Annotated in this window: 15 protein-coding genes; 13 read left to right on the forward strand and 2 right to left on the reverse strand. The window is 65.6% G+C overall.

Annotated elements, in window-relative coordinates; translation table 11 throughout:
• Positions 1-54 precede the first annotated feature (54 nt).
• Both GJ698_RS21690 and GJ698_RS21695 read right to left on the reverse strand, forming a co-directional pair.
• Positions 55-2,049, reverse strand: coding sequence for a cytochrome C (locus tag GJ698_RS21690; RefSeq protein ID WP_154359941.1), 1,995 nt, complete (start codon positions 2,047-2,049; stop codon positions 55-57).
• A gap of 67 nt (positions 2,050-2,116) precedes the next feature.
• Positions 2,117-2,455, reverse strand: coding sequence for a c-type cytochrome (locus GJ698_RS21695; RefSeq protein WP_154359942.1), 339 nt, complete (start codon positions 2,453-2,455; stop codon positions 2,117-2,119).
• A 258-nt stretch (positions 2,456-2,713) separates the two neighbouring features.
• Here GJ698_RS21695 and GJ698_RS21700 point away from each other — a divergent pair, with 258 nt between their 5' ends.
• The 13 genes from GJ698_RS21700 to ccmI all read left to right on the forward strand — a co-directional run.
• The gene (locus tag GJ698_RS21700) at positions 2,714-4,237 is read left to right on the forward strand and encodes a sensor histidine kinase (RefSeq protein ID WP_166454926.1); all 1,524 of its coding nucleotides are present in this window, start codon (positions 2,714-2,716) and stop codon (positions 4,235-4,237) included.
• A complete protein-coding gene (locus GJ698_RS21705; protein ID WP_154359944.1) occupies positions 4,234-5,637 on the forward strand; it encodes a sigma-54-dependent transcriptional regulator in 1,404 nt (467 codons plus the stop codon). Before GJ698_RS21700 ends, GJ698_RS21705 begins: the two co-directional genes overlap by 4 nt.
• Positions 5,638-5,668: 31 nt before the next feature.
• Positions 5,669-6,754, forward strand: coding sequence for a uroporphyrinogen decarboxylase (gene hemE, locus GJ698_RS21710; protein ID WP_154359945.1), 1,086 nt, complete (start codon positions 5,669-5,671; stop codon positions 6,752-6,754).
• A 1-nt stretch (position 6,755) separates the two neighbouring features.
• Positions 6,756-7,580, forward strand: a complete 825-nt coding sequence (locus GJ698_RS21715; RefSeq protein WP_154359946.1) for a 4Fe-4S dicluster domain-containing protein — start codon at positions 6,756-6,758, stop codon at positions 7,578-7,580.
• Positions 7,581-7,678: 98 nt separating this feature from the next.
• Positions 7,679-8,314 (forward strand): cytochrome c biogenesis heme-transporting ATPase CcmA, encoded by a 636-nt coding sequence (gene ccmA, locus GJ698_RS21720; protein WP_208023862.1) that lies wholly within the window; start codon positions 7,679-7,681, stop codon positions 8,312-8,314.
• Positions 8,308-8,976: a heme exporter protein CcmB gene (gene ccmB / locus GJ698_RS21725; RefSeq protein ID WP_154359948.1), complete on the forward strand. Its 669-nt coding sequence runs from the start codon at positions 8,308-8,310 to the stop codon at positions 8,974-8,976. Before ccmA ends, ccmB begins: the two co-directional genes overlap by 7 nt.
• A 17-nt stretch (positions 8,977-8,993) precedes the next feature.
• The gene (gene ccmC, locus GJ698_RS21730) at positions 8,994-9,749 is read left to right on the forward strand and encodes a heme ABC transporter permease CcmC (protein ID WP_154359949.1); all 756 of its coding nucleotides are present in this window, start codon (positions 8,994-8,996) and stop codon (positions 9,747-9,749) included.
• A complete protein-coding gene (gene ccmD / locus GJ698_RS21735; RefSeq protein ID WP_154359950.1) occupies positions 9,746-9,970 on the forward strand; it encodes a heme exporter protein CcmD in 225 nt (74 codons plus the stop codon). The genes ccmC and ccmD overlap by 4 nt, the downstream gene beginning before the upstream one ends.
• The gene (ccmE, locus tag GJ698_RS21740; RefSeq protein ID WP_154359951.1) at positions 9,954-10,400 is read left to right on the forward strand and encodes a cytochrome c maturation protein CcmE; all 447 of its coding nucleotides are present in this window, start codon (positions 9,954-9,956) and stop codon (positions 10,398-10,400) included. The genes ccmD and ccmE overlap by 17 nt, the downstream gene beginning before the upstream one ends.
• Complete coding sequence (locus GJ698_RS21745; protein WP_154359952.1) at positions 10,400-12,400, forward strand: heme lyase CcmF/NrfE family subunit; 2,001 nt, start codon at positions 10,400-10,402, stop codon at positions 12,398-12,400. Before ccmE ends, GJ698_RS21745 begins: the two co-directional genes overlap by 1 nt.
• 16 nt (positions 12,401-12,416) lie before the next feature.
• A complete protein-coding gene (locus tag GJ698_RS21750) occupies positions 12,417-12,944 on the forward strand; it encodes a DsbE family thiol:disulfide interchange protein (protein ID WP_154359953.1) in 528 nt (175 codons plus the stop codon).
• Positions 12,937-13,413: a cytochrome c-type biogenesis protein gene (locus tag GJ698_RS21755; protein ID WP_166455280.1), complete on the forward strand. Its 477-nt coding sequence runs from the start codon at positions 12,937-12,939 to the stop codon at positions 13,411-13,413. Before GJ698_RS21750 ends, GJ698_RS21755 begins: the two co-directional genes overlap by 8 nt.
• Positions 13,410-13,607, forward strand: a 198-nt coding sequence (gene ccmI, locus GJ698_RS21760; RefSeq protein WP_154359954.1) for a c-type cytochrome biogenesis protein CcmI, incomplete at its 3' end; no start/stop codon positions are given. The genes GJ698_RS21755 and ccmI, both read left to right, overlap by 4 nt.

The raw sequence follows: 13,607 nt of genomic DNA on the forward strand, positions 1-13,607 counted from the left end.
CCAAAAAAAAGGCCACGGCAAACGCCGTGGCCCAACAGGCACTACATTTAATGGTTAATGGCCGCCGGTGAAGAAGCCGATGGTCACCAGCGTCAGCAGGATCAGGCCGAAGGCGATCAGCACCAGGCCCAGCACCTTGGAGCCGATGCGCATCGGTTTCGATGGCGCATCCACCAGGTACTTCTGCAACTCGCCCGAGGCCAGCAGGCGTTCATACTGCGCTGGGTGCTCGTCGCGGAACTCTTCCAGCGACTGCGTGCCGGTGAACATGACGATGTCCGGTGGCGGCAGCTTGTTCGGCCGGAAGTGGTTGTTGAAGAAGTGCACGGTGAACAGGAACACCGCCGCCAGGAACGCTTCCTCGCCGTGGATCACCGTCGCCACATTGAAGATCCAGCCCGGCAGGAACTTGGCCGCCACCGTCGGCAGCGCCAGCGTCAGGCCGCTGAAACCGATGATGTTGACGCCCCAGAAGACGGCCCAGTAGTCGAACTTCTCGAAGTAGGTCCAGCGGTCGAACTTCGGTTTCGGACCTTTGCCGAAGAACCATTTGAACATGCCGATGCAATCCTGCAGGTCTTTCCAGTTCGGGATCAGCGAATCCGGACCGAACCAGCGGAAGCTGCGGTCGCGCAGCAGTTTCTGCATCACGTACACGAAGTGGATGAAGAAGATGCCGACAAAGGCCATCGCCGCACAGCGGTGGATGAAGCCCATCGGTTTCGAACCGCCAAACACCTTGGCCACGTGCGGCGCCCACGAAGCATGCGAGAACAGCACGGCGGTCCCGGTCAGCACCAGGGTCATGGTCACCAGCGCGAAGCACAGGTGGGCGATGCGCCAGCCGACAGGGAAGCGGCGGAAATGCTTGTGCTGCAGCGGTTCCGCCAGACCTTCGAGGCGGATATGGGTTTCGACCTTGTGCTTGGCCGATTCCTTCCATTCGCGGAACAGCCACAGGCCCGAGTGCGACCAGAAGAACAGGAACACGCCGATCAGCAGCGCCACCATGAAGTTGGTGACGATCCACATTTCAGGATACTTGGCGAAATCGTGGCTATTGGCGTGCGGTTCGAACGAGGCGAAGCCGGCGGTGGCCAGCGGACGCTTCTTGCCGTCGTGGCAGGCCTGGCAGGTTTTCAGGCGGTTGTCAGGATGCACCTTGGAGGCCGGATCCTTCGGTCCCAGGATGTCGTGGCTGCCGTGGCAGTTGTAGCACTTGGCGGTTTCGGCCGTGCCCAGGTTGGTGGCCTGGCCGTGGTAGGTGCCGCCATAGGTCTTGCGCTGTTCCTGGTGGCAGTTGCCGCATTCTTCCACGTTCAGCAGCTTGAACGAGGTCAGCGAGGTGCTGGTGATCTCGTGCGTGGTGTGGCAGTCGATGCAGACCGCCGCCTTGCTGTTGTGTTTTTCCAGCACTTCCTTGCCGTGCGCCGATTCCGTGTAGGTGTCGAGCTGGTCGGTATGGCAGCTGGCGCCGCACAGGGCAGGCACGCCGGCGCGCCAGGCGGCGTATTCCGGGCTGCTGCGGTCGGCGGGCACATTGAAGGTGTGGGTGTCGTGGCACTGGGTGCAGGATGCCTTGGGCACGTTCGGATTGTCGTCATCCGGCTTGGCGTGGAAGGACTTTTTGTAGGCGGCGATGTTGGAGACCACCTTGCCCATGCGCGGACGGGAGCTGGCGCTGCCGTTCTTCTGCGCCTCATCCCACAGGCGCTGGTGGCAAGTGGCGCAATCGGGCGCGGCCTGGCCGTTCTTCTTGTGCGGCGCCTTGGCGTCGCCGGTCACGGTCAGGTCGCTGTGGCAGCTGACGCAGGACAGGCCACGGTGGACGCTGGCGCCGTGTTTGGCCGGATCGACGCCGCGCAACGCGCGCTCGTCGCCGTCTTCGTTACTGACTTTGATGGTTTTTTTTGCGTCATGGCAGGCGAGACAGGCGGCGTCGCCGCTGGCGGGCGGACTGTCGGCTGCCGTGGCCGGCACGCTCGATAGCGCGCCGGCCAGGCAGAAGACCGCGCCCAGTATCGCCTTCAGAAACTGTTTGGGGTACATGATGTTTTCCTGATGCTGAAAGTGGCGGTGCGAGAGAGCGCACCGCCGGTACGGCGAGGGAGGGGGACTAGCGGGTCAGAATCCACTGCGCCACGCTTTTCAGCGTTGCCGGATCCTTGGTTTCGATGATTTTGTGTTCTTCCTCGGTGCCGTCTTCCAGCTTCACCTTCGGACCGGTAGTGATCTGCTTGATGATGTGTTCTTCACCGTCGGCCTTGCCCTTGTACTTGGCGGCGACTTTCTTGTAGGCCGGACCTTTCTTGGTTTTGTCGACGGCGTGGCATTTGAAGCAGCCATTTTTGCGCAGCAGGGCTTCGGTGTCGGCATCGTCTGCATAGGCGTTCATGCTGGCCAGGGCAGTGCTGGCCAACAGCAGCAGGGCGCTCAGTTTGATTGTCGATTTCATGGTTTCCTCAATGGTTGTTTCACATGTCGGCCGCAATGGACCACGGCTCGTCGTACCACTAAGCAAAATCAAGGCCATGCAGGAAATCCCGTAGGTAAAGGCGCTATGGGAAGATGGTCATTCCCGAAAGCGGGAAAACGGCGGATTTTTTCCCGAATGCGGGAGCGGCGGGAGAATCCACGCCACTTGATCTGGGCGCATGTTCGGCCGCCGGAACGTCTTGTAGGATGGTGGGAAAACAAGGGGAGCAGAAACACCATGATGGGGCAAGCGCATTTCGGCAGTCAGCCATTGCCGCTGACGGCCGGCGGCCACGCAGCGGTACGGCGCGCGCTGTCTATCCGTAGCAAGGGACTGATCGTCATCGGCGCGCTGCTGCTGTATGCGATCGCCATTTCGCTGTTCGCCTTCGACCAGAAGAACCAGCTGCTGCGCGAGTTCGAGGACATCCAGGGCACGCTGCAAACGGAAGCGCTGCTCAAGCAGGCCGATCTGTCGGCCTTCCACGGCGTGATCGCCATCTTTGCCGCCATCGACGCCACCGATCCGGCGCTGGCCATGCAGCACGCGGAAATGCACCACCAGTCGCTGCTGGAAGCGCAGCGCGAGCTGGGCCACCGCTTCGACAACGGCCTGCTGGCGCCCGGCGCGCTGGACGCCGACTGGCAGCGCGCCAACCAGCATCCGGACAAGCTCAACCTGAATCGCCTGCTGAGCGGCGTGGTCAAGGTCAAGAGCGAGCTGGCGGCGCTGACCGAGGCCGTACAGCGCCGCCGTCAGGCGCTGTCGTCCAGCTATCTCGAACGTACCAGTTCGGTGGCCAGCACGATTTTCCTGGCCGGCATGCTGGGACTGGCGCTGCTGGGCGCCTGCATCGTGCTGTTCTTCCGCCGCCTGACCGAAGACCTGGCCATCCTGCAAAAACGCGCGCTGGAAATCCTGCACGGCCTGCATGGCGGCCCGATCGTGGTGACGCGCCAGGACGAGGTCGGCCAGCTGATGATCGCCGTAAACAATATGTCCGACACGCTGGACGCCCGCAACAAGGAACTGATGCTCGAACGCCAGAAGTATTTTCACCAGGAGAAGATGGCCGCCATCGGCACGCTGGCAGCCGGCATCTCGCACGAGATCGGCAACCCGATCGCCGCCATTTCCGGCATCGCACAGGACATGCTGGAGCGCCGCTCCTGTATGGACGAACACGGCAATGCCAACTGCATCGACTGCCGACCGGACATGATCTTCGAACAGACCGCGCGCCTGGCCGCCATCACCCGCGAAATCGCCGACTTCGCCTCGCCGCGCGCGGTGGAGGCGCAATTGCTGGACCTGAACCAGCAACTGCGCAGCACCAGCAGCCTGGTGCGCTATGACAAGCGCCTCGGCGGCGTCGAACTGCAACTGGCACTCGATCCGCAACTGCCGGCCATCCACGGCGTCGCCGACCAGCTGACCCAGCTGATCATGAACCTGCTGATCAACGCCATGGATGCGCTGGAAGGCGTCAGCGGCCGCCAGCCGACCATCGTCGTCACCACCAGCAGGCAGGAGCAGGGCGCCGTCATGTGCGTGGAAGACAACGGCAGCGGCATGGACGCCGCCACCGTGCAGCGCGTGTTCGAAGCCTTCTTCACCACCAAGCCGGCCGGCAAGGGCACCGGCCTGGGCCTTTCGCTGTGCTACGCCATCGCCCAGAACCACGGCGGCGCCATCGACATCGAATCCGCGCCCGGCAGCGGCACGCGGGTGCGCGTGGTCTTTCCATTGGTGACACCATGAAATCACTCGACGTGATGGTGATCGACGACGAGCCGGTGATCTGCCAGATGCTGGCCGCCCACCTGCTCAAGGCCGGCTGCAACGTGGTCCAGGCCGGCAACGGCGAAGAAGCCTTCGAGCGCCTGTCGAAAGGCGATATCGAAGTCGCCATCTGCGATATCAAGATGCCCGGCATCAGCGGCATCGAACTGGTGCGCCAGGCGCGCGCGGCCGGCATCGACACCAGCTTCATCATGATGACCGCGTTTGCCTCGGTCGACACCGCCATTGAGGCGATGCAGGCCGGCGCCGCCGACTACATCGTCAAGCCGGTGCGCAACGAGGAGTTACAACACCGCCTGCTGAAGATCAACGACATGCGCGGCCTGCGCGCGGAAAACCGCGTGCTGCGCAGCCTGGTGCAGGGCCGCCGCGAAGACCAGTTCGAATTCAACTCGGCCGCCATGCGCGAGCTGGGGCGGCTGGTCGACAAGGTGTCGCCGACCGCCAGCACGGTGCTGGTGACGGGCGAGAGCGGCACCGGCAAGGGCGTGGTGGCGCGCCGCATTCACCAGCAAAGTCCGCGCGCGAATGCGCCGTTCATCCCGGTCAACTGCGGCGCGCTGCCGGACAACCTGATCGAGAGCGAACTGTTCGGCCACGTCAAGGGCGCTTTCACCGGCGCCGACAAGGCGCGCAAGGGCCTGTTCCTGGAAGCCGACGGCGGCACGCTGTTCCTCGACGAAATCGGCGAACTGCCGCTGATGATGCAGGTGAAGCTGCTGCACGTGATCGAGGAAAAATCGATCCGCGCCGTCGGCAGCGAGCAGTCGCGCCGCGCCGACGTGCGCATCGTCGCCGCCACCAACCGCGACCTGGCGCAGATGGTGGCTGAGGGCCGCTTCCGCGAAGACCTGTATTTCCGCCTGAGCGTGTTCCAGATCCCGCTGCCGCCGCTGCGCGAACGCCGCGCCGACCTGATGCCGTTGATGGCCTTCCTGCTGCAACGCGGCGCCGAACGCATGGGACTGGCCCGCGTGCCGTCGCTGGAGCCGGAAGTGGAAGAGTTGCTGCTGGCCTACCAGTGGCCCGGCAATGTGCGCGAACTGGAACACGTGATCGACCGCGCGCTGATCCTGGCCGATCGCGGGCAGGTCAGCTGCGCCGACCTGCCGCCGCAAATCGTCAAGGACGCCACGCCGCTGCTGGCCGCGCAGCCGGCCGAAGGCGTCGATGGCGCCTGGCCGGCGTCGCCGGGCGACAGCCTGCGCGACCAGGTGCGCCGCTTTGAATGCACGCTGATCTCGCGCGCCATCCGCGACGCCGATGGCGACCGCCGCCTGGCGGCGCAAAAACTCGGCATGGGCTTATCCAGCCTGTACCGCAAACAAGAAGAATTTGAAACGCTGGGCCTGCTGTAACCACGGCGCCCACACTTTGCTGAGAGAATCTATGTCCCGCTTCGCCCCTTTGCAGAACGACACCTTCCTGCGCGCGCTGATGCGCCAGCCGACCGACTACACGCCGCTGTGGCTGATGCGCCAGGCCGGCCGCTACCTGCCGGAATACCGCGCCGTGCGCAAGCAGGCCGGCTCCTTCATGGGCCTGGCCACCAATCCCGACCTGGCCACCGAGGTGACGCTGCAACCGGTCACGCGCTTCGGGCTGGACGCCGCCATCCTGTTCTCCGACATCCTGACGGTGCCGGATGCGATGGGCCTGGGCCTGCAATTCATCGAAGGCGAAGGGCCGAAGTTCGCCCATCCGCTGCGCGACGAGCGCGCCGTGCTGGAGCTGCGCGTGCCGGCGATGGACAAGCTGCAGTATGTGTTCGACGCCGTCACCCAGATCCGCACCGAGCTGGACGGCAAGGTGCCGCTGATCGGCTTCGCCGGCAGCCCGTGGACGCTGGCCTGCTACATGGTGGAAGGCGGCGGCTCGCGCGACCATCTGGAAGTCAAGCGCATGATGTACAGCCGTCCCGAGCTGATGCATCACATCCTGGAAATCAACGCGGCCGCCGTGGCGGCCTACCTGAACGCCCAGATCGAGGCGGGCGCGCAGGCGGTGATGCTGTTCGACTCGTGGGGCGGCGCGCTGGCCGACGGCCACTACCACCGCTTCTCGCTGCACTACATGCGCAGCGTGATCCGCCGCCTGCACCGCAGCCATGACGGCGAAGTGGTGCCGTGCATCGTCTTCACCAAGGGCGGCGGCATGTGGCTGGAGCAGCTGGCCGACAGCGGCGCCGATGCGGTCGGGCTGGACTGGACGGTCGACCTGGGCCAGGCGCGCCTGCGCACCGGCGGCCGTGTGGCATTGCAGGGCAATCTCGATCCGGCGGCGTTGTTCGCCTCGCCGGCGCAGATCCGTGCCGAGGCCGAGCGCGCGCTGTATTCCTACGGCGCCGGCGGCAACGGTTACGACGGCCATGTGTTCAACCTGGGCCACGGCATTTCGCAGTTCACGCCGCCGGAAGCGGTGGCGGTGCTGGTGGATGCGGTACACGACCTGAGCCGCGTGCTGCGCAAGACCTGACATGCAGCGGGTGTACGTGCGCGCCACCCGTGGCCGCTACACCCGCCGGCGGCTGGCATGGGGCTGGATCAGCCAGTCGCTGTTCTTCGTGCTGCCGTGGCTGAACTGGGATGGCCGCCGGTTATTGTTGCCGGTGCTGGCGCTGTTCGTGCTGCTGATGTGGGCATCGGCGCGGGTAGGACGGCTGTTCTGCGGCTACCTGTGCGCGCACACCGTGTACGCCGACATGCTGCTGTGGATCGAACGCCGCATCGAAGGCGAGCGCAGCGCGCGCATGCGGCTGGACGCCGCGCCGCCATCGTTGCGGCGCCATGGCAGGAAGATCGCCAAGCACGGCGCCTGGCTGCTGCTGTCCTTCGCGAATGGCTTCACCATGGTCGCCTGGTTCATGCCGGCGCGGACCTTGCCGGCGCTGCTGTGGCACGGCGCACCGGCGCCATCGGCCGCGCTGCTGGCCTACGCTTCCCTGACCTATATCAATGGCGGCCTGCTGCGGCATCGGATATGCAGCCATGTCTGTCCGCTGGGACCATTGCAGAACGCCTTGATCGGCAGCCGCACGCTGGTAGTCTCCTATGACCACCAGCGCGGCGAACCGCGCGGCCTGCGTAACGCCAAGCGCGGCGATGCCGTGCTGGCGCAGGGCGCCTGTCTCGACTGCACCTTGTGCATCCAGGTCTGCCCCAGCGGCGGCGATATCCGCAACGGCATGCGCAGCGACTGCATCGGCTGCGGCGCCTGCATCGACGCCTGCGACCGCGTCATGCGCCAGCGCGGCGAAGCGGAAGGCCTGATCCGTTACGCAGCACGCATTAAAGTTAGGTAAAGGCGGAATATTTTGATCTGCATCATGAAAATTATCTGAGCAACTTCGTATCATCCTTGACCGTAAGCAACACGCTGATGCGGTTAATGGAGAAAAGAATGAGTCTACAAGCATGCCAGCTCGCCTGCATGCGCGGCGGACGTAGTCTGTTTCACGGCCTCGATTTCACGTTGGAGGCAGGTGATGCGCTACGGGTTTCCGGCGCCAATGGCAGCGGCAAGAGTAGCCTCTTGCGCCTGTTGTGCGGATTGTCCTTCCCGAGCGCCGGCGAAGTGCGCTGGCAGGGCCGCGATATCCGCAGTGCGCGCGAAGAATATGGCGCCGCGCTGCTGTACCTGGGCCATGCCAACGGCGTCAAGGACGACCTGCTGGCCTGGGAAAACGTGGTGGTCGCCAGCACCCTGGCCGGCCGCCCGGTCAGCCGCGCGCAGGCCTGCGCGGCCCTGTCGGCGCTGGGACTCGGGCCGCAAGCCCATCTGCCCACGCTGGCCTTGTCGCAGGGACAGCGCAAGCGCGTGGCGCTGGCGCGGCTGCATTTGCAACAGGAGGCGCGGCTGTGGATACTCGACGAACCGTTTGCCGCGCTGGATACCGCCACCATCGCCGCGCTGACCGTCACACTGGAGCGCCACCTGGCGCAGGGCGGCGCGCTGGTCTACACCACCCACCAGCCGGTTGCCCTGCGCGCACCGCGCATGCGCACGCTGGACCTGAGCATGGGGGCCGCATGCTGAACGTGGTCTGGTGCGTCATCCGGCGCGATCTCAAGCTGGCGCTGCGGCGCCGTTCCGATGTGCTGACCACGCTGTTCTTCTTCATCGTCGTGGTCACCTTGTTCCCGCTCGGCGTGGGGCCCGAACCTGAACTGCTGCGCACCATGGCGCCCGGCGTGCTGTGGGTGTCGGCGCTGCTGGCGTCGATGCTGGCGCTGGGCCGCCTGTTTGCGCCGGATTTTGCCGACGGCACGCTGGAGCAGATGCTGCTGTCGGCCGAACCGCTGCTGCTGATCGGCTGCGGCAAGGTGCTGGCGCACTGGCTGGTGTCCGGCCTGCCGCTGGTGCTGCTGGCGCCGCTGCTGGGCGTGCAGTTCGGCCTGCCGGCCAGCTCGGTGTGGGTGTTGTTCTTGACGTTGTTGATCGGCACGCCGGTGCTGAGCCTGCTGGGAGCGATCGGCGCGGCGCTGACATTAGGCGTGCGCGGCGGCGGCGTGCTGGTGGCGCTGCTGGTGCTGCCGCTGTACATCCCGGTATTGATCTTCGGCGCCGGCGCGGTAGGCGCCGACGTCAGCGGCATGGGCACCAGCGCGCATTTCCTGCTGCTGGGTTCGATGCTGGCCGGCGCCGTGGCACTGGCGCCGTGGGCCACCGCCTCGGCCCTGCGCGTGGCCATGGAATAAGTGAAGGAGTGAGCATCATGGAAAAAAGCAAGACCCCGATCCGCTGGTACAAATATGCATCGCCAGCCCATTTTTATCCGCTGGCCGGACGGCTGATCCCGTACTTCGCCAGCGCCGCCGCCGTACTGACCGTGATCGGCCTGTATATCGGCTTCTTCGTCGCCCCCACCGATTTCCAGCAGGGCGACGCCTACCGGATCATTTTCGTGCACGTGCCGGCCGCCTGGATGTCGATGGTGATCTACCTGGCGATGGCGTTCTGGGCCGCAATGGGCCTGGCCTTCAACACCCGGCTGTCGTCGATGATGGCCAGCGCGCTGGCGCCCACCGGCGCCATGTTCACCTTCCTGGCGCTGTGGACCGGCGCGCTGTGGGGCCGGCCGACCTGGGGCGCGTGGTGGGTGTGGGACGCGCGCCTGACCTCGGAACTGATCCTGCTGTTCCTCTACCTCGGCTTCATGGCGCTGCAAGCGGCAATCGACGACCCGCGCCGCGCCGACCGCGCCGGCGCCTTGCTGGCCCTGGTGGGCGTGGTCAACGTGCCGATTATTTATTTCTCGGTGCAGTGGTGGAACACGCTGCACCAGGGATCGTCGATCAATTTGAAAGGCGCGCCCAGCATGGCCATGACCATGTTGCTGGGCATGCTGGTAATGGCGCTGGCGTTCTGGGCATACAGCATCGCCGCCGCGCTGGTGCGCGTGCGCTGCATCATGCTGGAGCGCGACGCGCACAGCGACTGGAGCCGTGAGGCAGTAGGAGTATTGACATGATCTGGAATAGTGTTGGCGAATTTTGGGCGATGGGCGGCTACGCCCTGTATGTCTGGGGATCGATGGCGGTGGTGGCCCTGTGCCTGGGCGTCGAAGTGCTGCGCCTGTGGCAGCGCCACGCCGCCGCCCGCGCGTTGACGATGGCGACAGCGGCGCCGGCAAGACGGCCGGCCGCCGTCCAACGCAGCTCGCATGGAGTCCAAGATGAAGCCACGGCATAAACGATTGGCGCTGATCGTCGGCGGCGTGGCGGTGCTGGGCGTGGCGGTGGCGCTGCTGATGTCGGCCTTCAAGCAGAACCTGGTGTTCTTCTACACGCCGACGCAGATCCTGGCCGGCGACGCGCCGCGCAACCGCAGCTTCCGCATGGGCGGCATGGTCGAGCAGGGCAGCGTGCAGCGCCAGGCCGACGGCGTGACGGTGGCCTTCACCGTCAGCGACCGCGTGCGGCAGATCCGCGTGCAGTATCGCGGCATCCTGCCCGATCTGTTCCGCGAAGGCAAAGGCGTGGTCGCGCAGGGAAAACTGGGCGAGGGCATGCTGTTCGTCGCCGACGAAGTGCTGGCCAAGCACGACGAAAACTACATGCCGCCGGAAGCCGCCTACGCACTCAAGCAGGCCGAGGCGGCGAAGCAAGGGAAGGATAAATAATGATCGCCGAACTGGGTAATTTTTCATTGATGCTGGCGTTGTGCCTGGCGCTGGTGCAGGGCGTGATGCCCATCATCGGCTCCTACCGCGCCGATGCGCGCTGGATGGCGCTGGCGCGTCCGGCCGCCGCCGGCCAGCTGCTGTTGCTGACGCTGGCGTTTGCCGCGCTGACCTCGGCATTCGTCAACAACGATTTCTCGCTGGCCTACGTGGCCGGCAATTCCAACTCCATGCTGCCGCTGCACTTCCGCATCGCCGCCACCTGGGGTGGGCATGAAGGCTCGCTGCTGCTGTGGGCCGAGATGCTGGCCCTGTGGACCTTTGCCGTGGCCTGCCTGAGCCGCCAGCTGCCGGATGTGATGGTGGCGCGCGTGCTCGGCGTGCTGGGCCTGGTCAGCGTCGGCTTCCTGTGCTTCATGCTGTTCACCTCGAACCCCTTCGACCGCATGATTCCCGCCGCCGTCGACGGCCGCGACCTGAATCCGCTGTTGCAGGACTTCGGCATGATCGTCCATCCGCCGATGCTGTACATGGGCTATGTCGGCTTCTCGGTGGCGTTCGCCTTCGCCATCGCCGCGCTGATGGGCGGCCAGCTGGATGCGGCGTGGGCGCGCTGGTCGCGGCCGTGGACGCTGGTGGCGTGGATGTTCCTGACGCTGGGCATCTTCATGGGCAGCTACTGGGCGTACTACGAGCTGGGCTGGGGCGGCTGGTGGTTCTGGGATGCGGTGGAAAATGCTTCCTTCATGCCGTGGTTGGTTGGTTCGGCGCTGGTGCACTCGCTGGCCGTCACCGAAAAGCGCGGCAGTTTCAAGAACTGGACCGTGCTGCTGGCGATCATCGCCTTCTCGCTGTCGCTGCTGGGCACCTTCCTGGTCCGCTCCGGCGTGCTGACGTCGGTGCACGCGTTCGCCACCGATCCGCGCCGTGGTCTGTTCATCCTGATCTTCCTGGCGGTGGTGATCGGCGGCTCGCTGGCGCTGTATGCGTGGCGCGCGCCGAAGGTGGGCAGCGGCGGCAAGTTCGGCTTGCTGTCGCGCGAATCGCTGCTGCTGGTGAATAACGTGCTGCTGCTGGCGGCGGCCGGCACGGTGCTGCTGGGGACGCTATATCCGCTGTTCCTCGACGCGCTCGGCCTCGGCAAGATTTCGGTCGGTCCGCCGTACTTCGAGGCGGTGTTCGTGCCGCTGATGCTGCCGATGCTGGTGCTGCTGGCGGTCGGACCGTTCCTGCGCTGGAAAGAAGCACCGCTGAAGGAAGTGCTACATCGCCTGCGTTTCATCGCGCTGGGCACGCTGGTGTTCGCGGTGGCGATGCAGGTGTGGCTGTCGCCGTCGCCGATGGTGTTGCTGGGCATGAGCTGCGGCTTCTGGATCTGCGTCGCCACCGGTTCGCACCTGGTCGAGCGCCTGCGCAAGATGGCGCCGGACGTCGGCGCGTGGCAGCGACTGCGCCGCCAGCCGCTGAGTTACTGGGGCATGCTGGCCGCCCATGCCGGCATCGGCGTGTTCGTGGTCGGCGTTACGCTGGTCAAAGGCATGGAGACTGCCAACGACGTTAGCATGCATATCGGCGACACCACCCATGCCGGCGGCTATGTGTTCCGCTTCGCCGCACTGGAACCGGTGCGCGGCCCGAACTACACCGGCACCGAAGGCGCCTTCGACGTCACCCAGGACGGCAAGCCGGTGACCACGCTGCGCGCGCAGAAACGCGTCTACAGCGCGCAGGGCATGCCGATGACGGAAGCGGCCATCGACCGCGGCTTCACGCGCGACCTGTACGTGTCGTTGGGCGAGGAAACCGCACCGGGCGTGTGGGTGGTGCGCGTGCAGCACAAGCCGTTTGTCGGCTGGATCTGGGCCGGTTGCCTGATCATGGCGGCGGGCGGCCTGCTGGCCACTGGCGACAAACGCTACCGCATGGCCACCAGACGCCGCCTGTCGGCGGCGGACGTCGCCATTGCGGCGGCCAGCGCCGGCACGCCGGCTGGCGCTTGAACCCCAGGAGATTTTCATGAAACGTTTTCTTTTACCGCTGGGCGTATTCGTGGCCTTGCTGGTGTTCCTCGGCATCGGCCTGAACCTGAATCCGCGCGAGATTCCTTCGCCGTTCATCAACAAGGCGGCGCCGCAGTTCAAGCTGACACAGCTGGCTGATCCGGCCGCCACCATCGCGCCGCCTGACATGGCCGGCAAGGTGTGGCTGCTCAATGTGTGGGCGTCGTGGTGCGAGGCGTGCCGCGACGAGCATGCGGCGCTGCTGGCGTTTTCGCGCCAGAACGTGCTGCCGATCATCGGCCTGAACTACAAGGACCAGCGCAGCGACGGCAATATGTGGCTGCAGCGCTTCGGCAATCCCTACCAGGTGTCGGGCTTCGACGAGGACGGCCGGGTCGGCATCGACTACGGCGTCTACGGCGTGCCGGAAACCTTTCTGATCGACAAGAAGGGCATGATCCGCTTCAAGTTCATCGGCGTGCTGACGCCGGAGATCATCGAGCAGAAACTCATGCCGCTGATAAAGGAGCTGAATCGTGCGTAAATTCTTGAGCGGCCTGCTGTTCGGCTGCGTGCTGGCGGCCAGCACCACGCTGGCGGGCGAAGCCCTGCCGGTGGCGGCCGATCCAGTGCTGGAACAGCGCGTGCTGACACTGTCCGAGCAGCTGCGCTGCCTGGTGTGCCAGAACCAGACCATCGCCGAGTCGCACGCCGACCTGGCGATCGACCTGCGCAACCAGGTGCGCGAGCAGCTGGGCCAGGGCCGCAGCGAGCAGCAGGTGATCGACTACATGGTCGAGCGCTATGGCGACTTCGTCATGTACAAGCCGCCGATGAAGCCGGCGACCTGGCTGCTGTGGTACGGCCCGCTGCTGTTGCTGGCCGCCGGCCTTGGCCTGCTGGCGCTGCAACTGCGGCGCCGTGTCGCCGCCGAACCTGACTTGCCAGCCGAGGAGCTGGCGCGCGCGGCCACGCTGCTGGACGCCGATCTCGCCATCAAGGAGCCTGTATGACCGCCTTCTATGCCGGCGCCGCGCTGTTGAGCGCCTGCGCCTTGCTGTTCATTCTGCCGACGCTGCTGCGCGGCGAGCGCGCCCGCCGTGGTCCGGCGGCGCGCGCCGTCGCCAACCTGGCGGTGCTGCGCGACCAGCTGCGCGAGCTGGATGCCGACCTGGCCGCCGGCACCATCGACGCCGCCGGCTACGCC

Origin of the sequence: Duganella aquatilis (assembly GCF_009674565.1) — a bacterium.
In the GTDB taxonomy this organism is placed as follows: Bacteria; Pseudomonadota; Gammaproteobacteria; order Burkholderiales; family Burkholderiaceae_D; genus Rugamonas; species Rugamonas aquatilis.

Bases quoted from the DNA above. Each gene is read 5' to 3' on its own strand.
- ccmD (WP_154359950.1), top strand. From the start codon at position 9,746: ATGATCTGGAATAGTGTTGGCGAATTTTGGGCGATGGGCGGCTACGCC.
- ccmA (WP_208023862.1), top strand. From the start codon at position 7,679: ATGAGTCTACAAGCATGCCAGCTCGCCTGCATGCGCGGCGGACGTAGT.
- ccmE (WP_154359951.1), top strand. From the start codon at position 9,954: ATGAAGCCACGGCATAAACGATTGGCGCTGATCGTCGGCGGCGTGGCG.
- GJ698_RS21750 (WP_154359953.1), top strand. From the start codon at position 12,417: ATGAAACGTTTTCTTTTACCGCTGGGCGTATTCGTGGCCTTGCTGGTG.
- GJ698_RS21745 (WP_154359952.1), top strand. From the start codon at position 10,400: ATGATCGCCGAACTGGGTAATTTTTCATTGATGCTGGCGTTGTGCCTG.
- GJ698_RS21695 (WP_154359942.1), bottom strand. From the start codon at position 2,455: ATGAAATCGACAATCAAACTGAGCGCCCTGCTGCTGTTGGCCAGCACT.
- GJ698_RS21690 (WP_154359941.1), bottom strand. From the start codon at position 2,049: ATGTACCCCAAACAGTTTCTGAAGGCGATACTGGGCGCGGTCTTCTGC.
- ccmC (WP_154359949.1), top strand. From the start codon at position 8,994: ATGGAAAAAAGCAAGACCCCGATCCGCTGGTACAAATATGCATCGCCA.
- hemE (WP_154359945.1), top strand. From the start codon at position 5,669: ATGTCCCGCTTCGCCCCTTTGCAGAACGACACCTTCCTGCGCGCGCTG.
- GJ698_RS21700 (WP_166454926.1), top strand. From the start codon at position 2,714: ATGATGGGGCAAGCGCATTTCGGCAGTCAGCCATTGCCGCTGACGGCC.
- GJ698_RS21705 (WP_154359944.1), top strand. From the start codon at position 4,234: ATGAAATCACTCGACGTGATGGTGATCGACGACGAGCCGGTGATCTGC.
- GJ698_RS21715 (WP_154359946.1), top strand. From the start codon at position 6,756: ATGCAGCGGGTGTACGTGCGCGCCACCCGTGGCCGCTACACCCGCCGG.
- ccmB (WP_154359948.1), top strand. From the start codon at position 8,308: ATGCTGAACGTGGTCTGGTGCGTCATCCGGCGCGATCTCAAGCTGGCG.